The 12,441-nt window shown below is 65.9% G+C and carries 12 protein-coding genes; 11 read left to right on the forward strand and 1 reads right to left on the reverse strand.

Annotated features, from left to right (window positions below):
• Window positions 1–567 (forward strand): TetR/AcrR family transcriptional regulator (locus tag VKG81_RS14120; protein ID WP_324396909.1); only part of this gene is annotated, 567 nt, incomplete at its 5' end.
• Window positions 568–632: 65 nt separating this feature from the next.
• Window positions 633–1,076, forward strand: a complete 444-nt coding sequence (locus VKG81_RS14125; RefSeq protein WP_324396911.1) for an SRPBCC family protein — start codon at window positions 633–635, stop codon at window positions 1,074–1,076.
• Window positions 1,077–1,079: 3 nt separating this feature from the next.
• Here the strand turns inward: VKG81_RS14125 and VKG81_RS14130 are convergent, their stop codons facing one another.
• On the reverse strand, window positions 1,080–1,772 hold the full coding sequence (locus VKG81_RS14130) for a GntR family transcriptional regulator (RefSeq protein ID WP_324396913.1): 693 nt from the start codon (window positions 1,770–1,772) through the stop codon (window positions 1,080–1,082).
• Window positions 1,773–1,908: 136 nt separating this feature from the next.
• Here VKG81_RS14130 and fadD5 point away from each other — a divergent pair, with 136 nt between their 5' ends.
• The 9 genes from fadD5 to VKG81_RS14175 all read left to right on the forward strand — a co-directional run.
• A complete protein-coding gene (gene fadD5 / locus VKG81_RS14135) occupies window positions 1,909–3,570 on the forward strand; it encodes a fatty-acid--CoA ligase FadD5 (RefSeq protein WP_324396931.1) in 1,662 nt (553 codons plus the stop codon).
• Window positions 3,571–3,820: 250 nt separating this feature from the next.
• Window positions 3,821–4,618: an ABC transporter permease gene (locus VKG81_RS14140; RefSeq protein ID WP_324396915.1), complete on the forward strand. Its 798-nt coding sequence runs from the start codon at window positions 3,821–3,823 to the stop codon at window positions 4,616–4,618.
• Window positions 4,619–4,712: 94 nt separating this feature from the next.
• Window positions 4,713–5,489, forward strand: coding sequence for an ABC transporter permease (locus VKG81_RS14145; RefSeq protein WP_414685277.1), 777 nt, complete (start codon window positions 4,713–4,715; stop codon window positions 5,487–5,489).
• 4 nt (window positions 5,490–5,493) lie between these two features.
• Window positions 5,494–6,705 carry an MCE family protein gene (locus VKG81_RS14150; RefSeq protein ID WP_324396919.1) on the forward strand — a complete coding sequence of 404 codons (1,212 nt, stop codon included), beginning with the start codon at window positions 5,494–5,496 and terminating at the stop codon, window positions 6,703–6,705.
• On the forward strand, window positions 6,702–7,730 hold the full coding sequence (locus VKG81_RS14155; RefSeq protein WP_324396921.1) for an MlaD family protein: 1,029 nt from the start codon (window positions 6,702–6,704) through the stop codon (window positions 7,728–7,730). The genes VKG81_RS14150 and VKG81_RS14155 overlap by 4 nt, the downstream gene beginning before the upstream one ends.
• Window positions 7,727–9,295, forward strand: coding sequence for an MCE family protein (locus tag VKG81_RS14160; RefSeq protein WP_324396923.1), 1,569 nt, complete (start codon window positions 7,727–7,729; stop codon window positions 9,293–9,295). The genes VKG81_RS14155 and VKG81_RS14160 overlap by 4 nt, the downstream gene beginning before the upstream one ends.
• Before the next feature lie 3 nt (window positions 9,296–9,298).
• A complete protein-coding gene (locus VKG81_RS14165; protein ID WP_324396925.1) occupies window positions 9,299–10,930 on the forward strand; it encodes a virulence factor Mce family protein in 1,632 nt (543 codons plus the stop codon).
• 2 nt (window positions 10,931–10,932) lie between these two features.
• Window positions 10,933–12,093 (forward strand): virulence factor Mce family protein, encoded by a 1,161-nt coding sequence (locus VKG81_RS14170; RefSeq protein ID WP_324396927.1) that lies wholly within the window; start codon window positions 10,933–10,935, stop codon window positions 12,091–12,093.
• A 3-nt stretch (window positions 12,094–12,096) separates the two neighbouring features.
• Window positions 12,097–12,441, forward strand: a 345-nt coding sequence (locus VKG81_RS14175; protein ID WP_324396929.1) for an MlaD family protein, incomplete at its 3' end; no start/stop codon positions are given.

A 12,441-nucleotide genomic window follows, 5' to 3' on the forward strand; every position in this document is an offset into this window, starting at 1 on the left:
ATCAACGATGTGGCCGACGTGGTCGGGCTGAACAAGGCCACGGTGTACCACTACTACGCCAGCAAGTCCCTGATCCTGTTCGACATCTATCGACGGGCCGCCGACTCCACCGTTGCCGCGGTGCACGACGACCCGTCGTGGTCGGCGCGCGAGGCGATCTTTCATTTCACCCGCCGACTGCTGGCCAACATCGCGAACAACGTCGAGGGCGCGGCGGTGTACTTCCAGGAAAGCCCCTATATCACCGAGTGGTTCACCGAAGAGCAGGTCGCCTACATCCGCGCCGCCGAGGCCGCGGTGTACGAGCACGTGCGCGACGTCATCGACCGCGGCATCGCCAGCGGCGAGTTCTACGACTGCGACTCCCACGTGCTGGCGCTGGGCTACATCGGGATGACGCTCGGCGCCTACCGCTGGTTGCGGCCGACCGGACGGCGCAGCGCCGAGGAGATCGCCGTCGAATTCTCCACCGCACTGCTGCGCGGCCTGATCCGCGACCCCTCCGTGCGCGAGGAGTCGCCACTGGGGTCGGCCAACAGCGGAGGCGCCGCCACGAGACCCGCCTGACGCAACGCGTTGCGCGGTTCTCAGCGGCAGTCCTCGGCTCGACGACAGGAACGTATGCTCGGCCAATGCCGATCGTGAGCAAGACCGTCGAGGTGACTGCCGCACCGGAGACGATCATGTCGATCGTCGCCGACTTCGAGTCGTATCCACAGTGGAACGAAGAGATCAAGGGCTGCTGGGTGCTGGCCCGCTACGACGACGGCCGGCCCAGCCAGCTGCGCCTCGACGTCGAGATCCAGGGCCAGTCCGGGACGTTCATCTGTGCCGTGTATTACCCGAGCCCATCTCAGATCTACACGCTGTTGCAGCAGGGCGACTTCTTCGACAAGCAGCAGCAGACCTTCTCGGTGGTGGGCCTGGGCGCGTCGTCGCTGCTGACCGTCGATCTGGACGTCGAGACCAAGCTCGCCATTCCGAAGATGATGGTCAAGAAGATGACGAACGACCTGCTGGACTACTTGGCCGACAATCTCAAGAAGCGCGCCGAGCAGCTCGCCGCGAACTGGTAGCGCTCAGGACCAGATCCCGTTTTCGTCGAGCCGCGCGGTGAGCCGCCGCAGCCCGTCGGTGAACTGCCAGTTGGTCAGCATCAGCACAGTGCGGACATCGCGGCGGCGGAGCGCCGCGATCAGGTCGCGGTGGTTGTTCACAGCGGCAGGACCCCACCCCGGATCGGCGGCATAGATCCGCGGTGGGATGTACCGCGCCACGTGAAGCAGGAACCACGCAAGTTTGATGCGGCCCGTCGTGTGGTTGAAACAGCGGTGGAACGCGAATTCCGCGGCGGCGATCTCCTCCGGATCGCCGGCCTCCACGGCCGCCGCCAGCGCGTCGTTGATCCCCTCCAGTTCGTCGATCTGCTCGGCTGACATGCGTTTAGCGGCCGTGGCGGCCAGCTCCCTGGCGATCGTGGCTTGCAGCCAGAACAGGTCCTCGACGTCGCGACGACTGAGCGGGGCCACGACGTGGCCGCGGTGCGGCTCCAGCTGGACCATGCCCTCGCCGCGCAGCGTGCGCAGCGCCTCGCGCACAGGCGTGATGCTCACCCCGAGTTGCGCCGCGGTCTCGTCCAGCCGGATGAACGTGCCGGGCCGCAGCGTCCCGGACATGATCGCCGCACGCAGATGCCCGGCGACCTCATCGGAAAGCTGCTCGCGCCGTAAGCCGCGCTGCAACTGCGGCTGCGGCTTCGCTGGTGCGCTCACGGGCTCTCCATGTGGCCTGTATCGGAACCATCAACAGGACGGTCTACTCATGAGGGCTTGTCCCCCCGCTGCCCGGCCCACTAGTGTGACCGGGACAACACCATGTTTGATCAAATATCAATTCGGCGCAACCCAAATAACAATTAGGGAGTCGCAGCAGTTGATCTCTGAGCCATCGGCCACCGAGCAGCCCTATCCCGCCCGCCGAGCCAACTGGTCCAACCAGCTGTCCCGGCACGCGATGATGCAGCCGGACCGGACCGCGCTGCGGTTTCTCGGCAGGACGACGACGTGGGACGAACTCGACCGGCGGGTGGACGCGCTCGCCGACGCGCTGAGCAGGCGAGGCGTCGGCTTCGGCGACCGTGTTCTGGTCCTGATGCTCAACCGCACCGAGTTCGTCGAATCCATGCTGGCGACAAACCGGCTCGGTGCCATCGCGGTGCCGGTCAACTTCCGGATGACCCCCGGGGAGATCGCCTACCTCGTCAGCAACTGCGACGCGCGCATGGTGATCACCGAGTCGGTGCTGGCCGGTGTCGCCAAGGCTGTGCGCGCGCTAGAACCCGCCCTGGCAACGGTGATCGTGGCCGGTTCGGCCACCGACGAGGAGGTCATCGCTTACGACGACCTGCTCGCCGAGAACGGTGAGCCGCACCCGCCGGTCGACGTGCCCAACGACACGCCCGCCCTGATCATGTACACCTCCGGCACAACCGGCCATCCCAAGGGCGCGGTGTTGACCCACACCAACATGACAGGTCAGGCGATGACCGCCCTGATCACCCACGGCGTGCAGCTCAACACCGACGTCGGGTTCGTCGGGGTGCCGCTGTTTCACATCGCCGGTATCGGCAACGCGCTCAACGGGTTGCTGCTCGGCATACCGACTGTGCTCTACCCGTTGGGCGGATTCGATCCCGGCGCACTGCTCGACGTGCTCGAGGCCGAGAAGGTCACGTCGATCTTCCTCGTGCCCGCGCAGTGGCAGGCGGTGTGCGCGGCCCAGCGCGCCAGGCCCCGCGACGTTCGGTTGCGCGTGTTGTCCTGGGGGGCCGCTCCGGCGTCGGATACCCTCCTTCGGCAGATGTCGGAGACCTTCCCGGGCAGCCAGATCCTCGCCGCGTTCGGACAGACCGAGATGTCGCCGGTGACCTGCGTGTTGTTGGGGGAAGATGCAATCCGCAAGCTCGGCTCCGTCGGCAGGGTGGTGCCCACCGTCGCGGCGCGGGTGGTCGACGACGACATGAACGACGTCCCCGTCGGCCAGGTCGGCGAAATCGTGTACCGGGCGCCCACACTGATGGCCGGCTACTGGAACGACCCGGAGGCTACCGCCGAGGCGTTTGCCGGCGGGTGGTTCCACTCCGGCGATCTCGTCCGCCAAGACGAAGAAGGCTACGTGTGGGTGGTCGACCGCAAGAAGGACATGATCATTTCCGGCGGCGAGAACATCTACTGCGCCGAGGTCGAAAACGTGCTCTCCGGTCACCCGGCAATCGTCGAAGTGGCCGTGATCGGGCGGCCGCATGAAAAATGGGGCGAAGTTCCGGTGGCGGTCGCGGCCGTTGCTCAGGACGGGCTGACCCTCGCTGATCTTGATGAATTTCTCTCCGAACGGCTGGCCCATTACAAACATCCCAAGGCCCTCGAGATCGTCGGCGCGCTGCCGCGCAACCCGGCGGGCAAAGTGCTCAAGACCGAGTTGAGGGTTCGATTCGGGGCCGCGAAACCAGAGATTGACGCGCGCGAAAACTTGAGTGGGACAGCCGTTTCTGCAGCGGCAGGTGAGGCCTGACCAGGGAGGTGTGTTTGCTACGAGTTCGGCGAGGCTTAATCGTGCGGATGCGGTGCACCACGATGCCGCCATCGGGTACAGTCCTGTGGTCCGTCTCTCTACCCGTCAGTAAGGAGGCGGTCGTCACACACGTGCGGCTGGGGCAAGGAGGGGGCGTGCGACACGGTCTGGCGTTGCGCCGCGACGAACACGGCCGCGTCGCGCAAATGCCCTCCCGGCGGGGGGAAGCGAAGCGACCGGGACACTCCGTATGACGACATATACGGGAATCACAGGCTACTTCCGCGACCAAGCCAGGCCGGCGCTCGAGGCTGTCGGCGGCTTCGTGCGGATGAGCGTGCTGGCCACGAGGGCACTGACCAAGTGGCCGTTCGAATGGCGCGAGTTCGTCCTGCAGGGCTGGTTCCTGATGCGGGTGACATTCCTGCCCACCATCGCCGTCGCGGTGCCCGACACCGTGCTCATCATCTTCACCCTCAACCTCCTGCTGGTCGAGTTCGGCGCGGCGGATGCCTCCGGGGCCGGTGCCGGGTTGGCGGCCGTCACCCAACTGGGTCCGATCGTGACGGTGCTGGTGGTCGCCGGTGCCGGGTCGACGGCCATCTGCGCGGACCTGGGCGCGCGCACCATCCGCGAAGAGATCGACGCGCTGGAGGTTCTCGGCATTGACCCGATCCACCGCTTGGTTGTCCCCCGCGTGGTCGCCTCGACATTCGTCGCAGTCCTGCTTAACGGCGCGGTGGTCATCATCGGCCTGGTCGGCGGCTTCATCTTCGGGGTGTATTACCAAAATGTCTCGGCCGGTGCATATATGCAGAGCCTGACGTTGGTCACGGGGCTACCCGAAGTGGTCATCTCGGTCGTCAAAGCCGCGACGTTCGGATTGGTGGCCGGGCTGGTCGGGTGCTACCGCGGGCTGACCGTCGCCGGCGGCGCCAAGGGTCTGGGTACTGCCGTGAACGAGACGCTGGTGCTCTCGGTCGTAGCGCTGTTCGCGATCAACGTCGTCCTGACGACCATCGGCGTGCGGTTCGGAACGGGGCGTTGACGTGAGTACCGCCACCGTTCTTCGCAGCCGGTTCCCGCGGGCATACCAGCGTGCGAACAGCTGGGCCACCGCACCCGGGCGGTTTTTCGACAGCATCGGCCATATCGCGGTGTTCATCGTCCAGAGCGTCGCTCAGATCCCGTTCGCGCTGCGTCATTACCGCAGGGCGGCCTTGCGACTGATCGCGGAAATCGGGATGGGCACCGGAGCGATGGCCGTGGTGGGCGGCACAGTCGCGATTGTCGGCTTCGTCACCCTGTCGGGCGGCTCGCTGATCGCCATTCAGGGCTACGCCTCGCTGGGCAACGTCGGCGTGGAGGCGTTCACCGGCTTCGTCGCCGCGCTGGTCAACGTGCGCGTCGTCGCGCCGCTGGTCTCCGGGCAGGCACTGGCCGCCACCGTTGGCGCCGGCGCCACAGCGGAGCTGGGTGCCATGCGCATCGCCGAGGAGATCGACGCGCTCGAGGTCATGGGCATCAAGTCCATCGGCTTCCTCGTTTCCACGCGCGTCCTGGCCGGGTTGGTGGTCATCATCCCCCTGTACGCGATGGCGATCATCCTGTCGTTCCTGTCAGCGCAGTTCACGACGACGTTATTCTACGGTCAGTCGGTGGGCACGTACGACCACTACTTCCGCACATTCCTGCGGCCCGACGACGTCTTCTGGTCATTCGTCCAGGCGATCATCATCTCGATCATCGTGATGCTCAACCACTGCTACTACGGCTACTACGCCAGCGGTGGCCCCGTCGGCGTCGGCGAGGCCGTCGGCCGCTCGATGCGCGCATCGCTGATCGCGATTGTTCTTGTTGTCCTTTTCGCCTCGTTGGCGCTCTACGGCACCAACACGAACTTCAACCTGACGCTCTAGCACCATGACCGCGCCACTGAACTCGACCCGCACCCCGCCGTACAAACTGGCCGGCGTCATCTTCGCGATCATCGCCGTCCTGATTGTGGTGTGGGTGGGACTCCAGTTCCGCGGGCATTTCACGCCGAAAACGGTGCTGACCATGATGTCCGACCGCGCGGGCCTGGTGATGGATCCGGGGTCGAAGGTCACCTACAACGGGGTGCCGATCGGTCGCGTCGCCACGATCAACCAGGTCGACGTCGGGGGGCAGCCCAAGGCCAAGCTGACGCTGGATGTCAATCCGCGCTACATCCCGTTGATCCCGGCCAATGTGGACGCCAACATCAAGGCCACCACGGTATTCGGCAACAAGTATGTGTCGTTCACCACGCCGAAAAACCCGGTCCCGCAGCGCATCACCAGCCAAGACGTGATCGACGTGAGCCATGTGACCACCGAGATCAACACGCTGTTCGAGACGATCGTGTCGGTGGCCGAGAAGGTGGATCCGGTCAAGCTCAACACCACCTTGACCGCCACCGCGCAGGCGTTGGACGGGTTGGGCGCGCGGTTCGGGCAGTCGATCGAGCACGGCAACGCCATCTTGGCGGATCTGAACCCGCGGATGCCCCAGATCCGCTATGACACCCAGCGGCTGGCCGATCTGGCCGATGTGTATGCCAACGCCGCCCCGGATCTGTTCGATTTCCTCAACAACGCGGTCACCACCGCGCGCACGCTGAATCAGCAGCAGGGCAACCTGGATGCGGCGCTGATGGCCTCCATCGGGTTCGGCAACACCGGCGCCGATGTGTTCGGTCGCAGCGGCCCGTACCTGGTGGCCGGCGCCCGGGACCTCATCCCGACCAGCCAACTGCTCAACACCTACAGCCCCGCGATCTTCTGCACCATCCGCAACAACCACGACGTCGCACCCAAGGTCGCGGACGCGCTGGGCGGTAACGGCTATTCGCTTCGAACCGAGTCGGAGGTTGTCGGCACGGGCAACCCGTACGTGTATCCCGACAACCTGCCGCGGGTCAATGCCCGGGGCGGCCCGGAGGGGGCGCCGGGTTGCTGGCAGCCGATCACCAGGGATCTGTGGCCGGCGCCGTACCTGGTGACGGACACCGGCGCCTCGATCGCGCCCTACAACCACTTCGGGCTGGGCCAACCGCTCGCCATCGATTATGTCTGGGGACGTCAGGTCGGGGAGAACACGATCAACCCATGAAAATCACGGGTACCGCGATCAAACTCGGCGCGTTCGCGTTCGTGCTGCTGCTGTTCACCGCGATCATTATCGTGGTGTTCGGCCAGATGCGGTTCGACCGCACCACGGGGTACTCGGCGATCTTCAGCAATGTCAGCGGCCTGCGCAACGGGCAGTTCGTCCGCGCGAACGGTGTGGAGGTCGGAAAGGTCTCCAATGTGAAGCTGCTCGACGGCGGGCGGCGGGTCCGCGTCGACTTCAACGTGCAACGCAACCTGCAGCTGTATCAGGGAACGACGGCGTCGATCCGCTACCTGAACCTGATCGGCGACCGCTATGTGGAGCTCAATCGCGGCGACGACGACCGGGTGCTGCCTGCCGGTGGAGTCATCCCGATCGAGCGCACGCAGCCGGCGCTCGACCTGGACGCGTTGGTCGGCGGGTTCCGGCCGCTGTTCCGTGCGCTCGACCCGGCGAAGGTGAACAGCATCGCCCAGGGCATCATCACGGTGTTCCAGGGCCAGGGCGGCACCATCAGCGACATCCTCGACCAGACCGCGCAGCTGACCTCCACGTTGGCCGACCGTGACCAGGCCATCGGCGAGGTGATCAAGAACCTCAACACGGTGCTGGACACCACCGTCCGGCACCAGAAGCAGTTCGACGACACCGTCAACAACTTCGAGGTGTTGATCAGCGGGCTGAAGAACCGGGCCGATCCGATCGCGGACTCGCTCGCCAACATCAGCAACGCCGCCGGCACGGTCGGTGACCTGCTCGCGGACAACCGGCCGCTGTTGAAGAGCACCGTGGGCCACCTCGAGTCAATCCAGCAGCCGCTGGTCGACCAGCAAACTCAGCTCGATGACCTGCTGACGAAATTGCCAACGGCGGTGAAACTCATCGGGCGCACCGGCGTCTACGGCGACTTCTTCAACTTCTACGCCTGCGACGTCACGCTCAAGCTCAACGGCCTCCAGCCCGGCGGCCCGGTCCGCACGGTGAAGGTCTGGTCGCAGCCGTCGGGCAGGTGCACGCCGCAATGAGAACGCTGCAGGGTTCGGACCGGGTTCGAAACGGGTTGATGGGCATCGTCGTCCTGTTGCTGGTCATCGGCGTGGGGCAGAGCTTCGCCAGCGTGCCGATGCTGTCCGCGACGCCGAACTACTACGCGCAATTCAAAGACGCCGCCGGCATCCGCAGCGGTGACAAGGTCCGCATCGCCGGTGTCGACACCGGGGCGGTGCGGTCGCTGGTGATCCAAGGTGATCACATCGTGGTCGGGTTCTCCCTCGGCGGCATGCAGATCGGCACGGAGAGCACGGCGGACATCCGCACGGATACGATCTTGGGCCGCAGGGATATTCAGATCGAGCCGCGTGGTTCGCAGCCGCTGCGCGCGAACGGTGTGCTGCCGCTGGGCCAGACCACCACGCCGTATCAGATCTACGACGCATTCTTCGACCTCACCAAGGCGGCGTCAGGCTGGGACATCGACACCATCAAGAAGTCGCTGAATGTGTTGTCGGAGACGGTCGATCAGACCTATCCGCACCTGAGCGCCGCGCTGCAGGGTGTTCAGCGATTCTCCGACACCATCGGCAAGCGCGACGACCAGATCAGGCAACTGCTGGCCAACGCCAACAAGATCGCGGGCGTTCTCGGTAACCGCAGCGAGCAGATCGACCGGCTGCTGGTCAACGCGCAGACGCTGCTGGCGGCGATCAACGAACGGGGTCAGGCGATCACCTACCTGCTGCAGCGCATCGACGCATTCGCCGCGCAGGTGCAGGGTTTCATCAACGACAACCCGAACCTCAATCATGTGCTGGAACAGCTGAAAATCCTCAGCGCCCTGCTGGCCAAGAAAAAGTACGACTTGATGGACGTGCTAACCGCGGTGAGCAAATTCTCGGTGTCGCTGGGCGAGGCTATCTCGTCGGGACCCTACTTCAAGGTGATGCTGGTCAACCTGCTGCCGTACTGGATCCTGCAGCCGTTCGTCGATTCCGCGTTCAAGAAGCGCGGAATCGACCCGGAGCAGTTCTGGCGCAACGCGGGCCTGCCGGCGTCCCAATTCCCCGACCCGAACGGCACCCGGTTGCCCAACGGTGCGCCGCCGCCGGCGCCCGCACCGCTGGAAGGCACCCCGGATCATCCCGGCCCCGCGGTGCCGCCGGGCTCGCCGTGCTCGTACACACCGCCCCCGGACGGCTTGCCGACCCCGGGCAATCCGCTGCCGTGCGCGGGGCTGAATGTCGGCCCGTACGGCAACAACCCATACGGGCCCAACTATCCGCAGCCGGACGTGGCGGCGTCGCCGCCGAACCCGAACGGGTTGCCGGCGACGCCGGGCATGCCGATCGCGGGGCTGCCGGGAGAGACGCCGCCGCTGGTGCCCGGCACCCCGGTGCCGCTGGCGCCCGCGCCGCCGGGGGCGCGCACCGAGCCGGTCGGTCCGGTCGCGGGTCCGCTGCCGCCACCGGTGGTGGCCCCGCCAGACCTGACGGGACCGCCGCCGCCTTCCGGACCCGGTCCGGAACTGCCGCCGGCCGGGAGTCCACCGCTTCCAGGCAACCCACCCTTCCTGCCGCCGAACAGCCAGGGGTAGCCGATGTCGACGATCTTCAATCCGCGAAACCTCACGCTGTCCAACGTTTCCCGTGCGGCCGTGATCATCGGTTCGGTGGTGGTGGCGTTGGCCGTCATCGCCGGCATCGTGGGGTGGCAGCTCTACAAGAAGCTGACCACCAACACCGTCGTCGCGTATTTCCCCGAGGCCCTTGCCCTGTACCCGGGCGACACGGTCGAGATCATGGGCGTCAAGGTCGGCTCCATCGACAAGATCGAGCCGGCAGGCGACAAGATGAGGGTGACGTTCCATTACGCGAACGAGTACAAGGTCCCGGCCGACGCCACCGCGTCCATCCTGAACCCCAGCCTGGTGGCGTCGCGCATCGTCCAGCTGTCCCCGCCCTACACCGGTGGGCCGGTGATGGGCGACAACGCCGTGATCCCGATCGACCGCACCCAGGTGCCGGTGGAGTGGGACCAGCTGCGCAACTCGATCAACCGGATCCTGACCCAGCTGGGACCCACACCCGAACAGCCAAAGGGCCCGTTCGGCGACGTGATCGAATCGTTCTCGAATGGCCTGGCCGGCAAGGGTCAGCAGATCAACCAGACACTGAACAGCCTGTCCGAGGCGCTGGACACGCTGAATTCGGGCCGCGGCGACTTCTTCTCGGTGGTGCGCAGCCTGGCTTTGTTCGTCAACGCACTGTCCAAGAGCGACCAGCAGTTCGTCGCGCTCAACAACGATCTGGCCAGCTTCACCAACAAGTTCACGCAGAACGACCACGAGGTGGCCGACACGCTGCGCGACGTCAACAGCCTGCTGGCGACCACGCGAAAGTTCATCGACCAGAACGGTGGTGTCCTGTCGCAGGACGTCAACAACCTCGCCGACGTGACCAACGCGATCCTGCAGCCGGAGCCCCGGAACGGTTTGGAGACCTACCTACACGTCTACCCGAACCTCGCCGCAAACCTCCAAAATATCACCTCGCCGGTGGTCGGCGGCATCGTCGGCCTGCCGGTGATCAGCTTCGCCAACCCGATGCAGTTCATCTGCAGCGCGATCCAGGCCGGCAGCCGCCTCGGCTACCAGGAATCGGCTGAACTGTGCGCACAGTACCTGGCGCCGATCCTGGACGCGATCAAGTTCAACTACCTGCCGTTCGGCCTGAACACGGTCAACACCGGCAGCACACTGCCCAAGCAGATCTCGTACTCGGAGCCCAGGCTGCAGCCGCCACCGGGCTACAAGGACACCACGGTGCCGGGCATCTGGTCGCGCGACACGCTGTGGTCGTACGGTAACCACGAGCCGGGCTGGATCGTCGCGCCGGGCATGCAAGGCGTCGGCGTGCAGCCGTTGACCGCCAACATGCTGACCCCCGATTCGCTGGCCGAGTTGATCGGCGGCCCGGACATCGTGCCGCCGGAGGCACCGCCGCACTTCGGGCCCGAGCCGCTGCCCGGCCCGCCGAACGCATACAGCGAGAACACCCCGCTGCCGCCGCCGTGGTACGTGCAACCCGCGCCGCCGCCGGTCCCGGCACCCGGCGTGGTTCCGGGACCGGTCGCGCCGACACCCGCACCGGTGGCCAGACCGGCCGAAGCGCCGGCGCCGGCAGGGCCTCCGCCACCGGGCGGCTTCCCCGCTGAGTCAGGGGGTGGCTAGGGATGATCGCCCTCAAGCGGATTCCGTTCGGGCGGGTCGGGCGCCGTGGCGTCGCATTGCTTGCGGCTGCGGTCGTCCTGACGTCGTGCGGGTCGTGGCGCGGGATCGCGAACGTGCCGCTGCCGGGCGGCCCGGGTTCGGGTCCCAATCACATGACGATCTACGTGCAAATGCCGGACACGTTGGCCCTCAATGTCAACAGCCGGGTGCGGGTGGCCGACGTCTTCGTGGGCACCGTACGGGCGATCGAGCTGAAGAACTGGGTCGCGACGCTGACGCTGGACGTCGACCCGAAGGTGAAGCTGCCGGCGAATGCGACGGCCAAGATCGGCCAGACCAGTGTTTTGGGCTCGCAACATGTGGAACTGGCGGTGCCGCCGAATCCGTCGCCGCAGCCGCTGAAGAGCGGCGACACAATCCCGTTGAAGAACGCATCGGCATTCCCGACGACCGAACGCGTATTGGCCAGCGTCGCGTTCATCCTCAACGGCGGCGGCATCCCGAACCTCGAGGTGATCCAGAACGAGATCAACAACATCCTGGACGGGCGCGCCGACCAGATCCGTGAGTTCCTCAACCGGCTGGACACGTTCACCGACCAGTTGAACCAGCAGCGTGACGACCTGACCCGAGCCATCGATTCCACGAACCGGCTGCTGAACATCGTGGCCGCCCGCAACAACACGCTGGACCGGGTGCTCACCGATGTCCCGCCGCTGATCAAGCATTTCGCCGACACCCGTGACCTGTTCGCGAACGCGGTGGTGGCGCTGGGCCGGATCGGCAAGGCGGCCAACGATGCGCTGGCCCCGGCGAGTGACAACCTGCACACGAACCTGGACCTGCTGCAGCGGCCGCTTCCGGAGTTGGCCAAGGCGTCGCCGTATCTGCCCGGCGCGCTGAGGTTTCTCTTGACCAATCCGTACGCCATCGACAACGTGCCCAAAGTGATTCGGGGCGACTACATCAACGTGTCGCTTACGGTTGACCTGACGCTCAGCGCGATCGACAACGCGGAGTTGTCCGGGACCGGCGTCTCGGGGCTGCTACGTGCGCTCGAGCAGTCGTGGGGCCGCGACCCGAACACGATGATTCCGGACGTGCGATTCACCCCGAACCCGCACGACGCACCCGGCGGACCGCTGGTGGAAAGGGGTCCGTGACACATGCTGACCCGGTTCATCCGCATCCAGCTCGTGATGTTCGCGTTCCTGACGGTGATCGCCCTGGTCGCGTTGGGCTGGTACTACCTTCAAGTGCCCCGCCTGGTCGGCATCGGCCAGTACACGCTTTATGCCGAACTGCCCGCGTCGGGCGGGTTGTACAAGACCTCAAACGTGACCTATGGGGGTACCAAGATCGGCAAGGTCACCGACGTCGAGCCCACCGAGCGTGGTGCGCGGGCCACGATGAGCATCGACGACCGGTTCAAGATCCCGATCGACGCGTCGGCCAACGTGCATTCGGTGTCGGCGATCGGTGAGCAGTACCTCGACCTGGTGTCCACCGGC

This window comes from Mycobacterium sp. (genome assembly GCF_035314905.1).
GTDB lineage: Bacteria > Actinomycetota > Actinomycetes > Mycobacteriales > Mycobacteriaceae > Mycobacterium.

Bases quoted from the DNA above. Each gene is read 5' to 3' on its own strand.
- VKG81_RS14125 (WP_324396911.1), top strand. From the start codon at position 633: ATGCCGATCGTGAGCAAGACCGTCGAGGTGACTGCCGCACCGGAGACG.
- VKG81_RS14140 (WP_324396915.1), top strand. From the start codon at position 3,821: ATGACGACATATACGGGAATCACAGGCTACTTCCGCGACCAAGCCAGG.
- VKG81_RS14150 (WP_324396919.1), top strand. From the start codon at position 5,494: ATGACCGCGCCACTGAACTCGACCCGCACCCCGCCGTACAAACTGGCC.
- VKG81_RS14155 (WP_324396921.1), top strand. From the start codon at position 6,702: ATGAAAATCACGGGTACCGCGATCAAACTCGGCGCGTTCGCGTTCGTG.
- VKG81_RS14160 (WP_324396923.1), top strand. From the start codon at position 7,727: ATGAGAACGCTGCAGGGTTCGGACCGGGTTCGAAACGGGTTGATGGGC.
- VKG81_RS14165 (WP_324396925.1), top strand. From the start codon at position 9,299: ATGTCGACGATCTTCAATCCGCGAAACCTCACGCTGTCCAACGTTTCC.
- VKG81_RS14170 (WP_324396927.1), top strand. From the start codon at position 10,933: ATGATCGCCCTCAAGCGGATTCCGTTCGGGCGGGTCGGGCGCCGTGGC.